Raw genomic sequence first — 1,027 nt, forward strand, 5'->3', positions numbered from 1 at the left:
CGACGGAACTGAGTCCGCTGCAGCGCAGGCTCCTGAGCCTGTTGCGAATGACGGCGGCTTATAACCGCTGACGTGGCGACCGCCGGAAATTCGGAGAAATTGAATGCCGGATGTGCGGAACGTAGGTAATGACTGTGAGACCCCCCTTCAGCCGAATGCACCGTCTATGCCCGTTTTTTCTATGAGCGTTTTCAACGATCCTTTCAGCGCCTCCACACGCTCTTCGCCGAGAATCGCCCGGTATTCGTCGTCGATCTCCTTCTTGACCTCAGAGCCATCCTCGATGAAACGTCTCCCCTCGACCGTGAAGATCACCAGCGTGGCCCGCCGGTCGTCGGGGTCGGGGATCCGCTTGATATAGCCCTTGTCCTCCAGGTCGAGCACCAGTTGCCGCATGGATTGCTTGGTCATCCCGGCCCGCTCCGCCAGGTTGGTGACGGACGTTCCCTCCGGATCGAGATAGGGAAGGAGAGTGGTGTGGGCCAGGGTCACGTGATCATGACCCCGCGCGCGCAACTTGGCTATGCCCCGTTTGAAGTAGGCGCGCTGGGCTTGCAAGAACAATCGCCCGATGGACTCGTCTCGTAACCCCTGCACCTGGTTAGGGGCGGAATCCGCGTCGGGCCGGGAGGATCGCTCATCACTCATGGGAAATCGGGAATCGAGGAAGGGTTGACGAGGAGTAATTAGACAGCTAGACTTACCACAAGGTAAGCCTGCCTTACTATATCCTGCGGACACGCCGAACGCAAACCGATGAGTGGCTACTTATCCATGAGTTGGCGCCGCTCGAAGGGACAGAGCATTCCGAAGCGAGGATCGCCCTCTGAATAGAATGCCACGTAGATAGTAAGCATTCGGTAAACCCGTTCTCGGCTCTCGCTTTTCCGTTACCGGTCGGCTAGCCCGGATATTTCATAGGCAGTTCGAAGGAATTGGTTGCGCGGCGGCCCTACTCCTTGTAGGATTTGGTGTTGCACAAATCCCTACCCTACCAGGAATCGAGCCGCCGCTATGACAGACTGTA

At 57.6% G+C, this 1,027-nt stretch carries 1 protein-coding gene; it reads right to left on the minus strand.

Features of this window, described 5'->3' with window-relative positions; translation table 11 throughout:
• Positions 1–147: 147 nt before the first annotated feature.
• A complete protein-coding gene (locus ACYOEI_RS41055) occupies positions 148–648 on the minus strand; it encodes a MarR family winged helix-turn-helix transcriptional regulator (protein WP_462856473.1) in 501 nt (166 codons plus the stop codon).
• Positions 649–1,027: the final 379 nt, after the last annotated feature.

It is taken from the genome of Singulisphaera rosea (assembly GCF_054877945.1).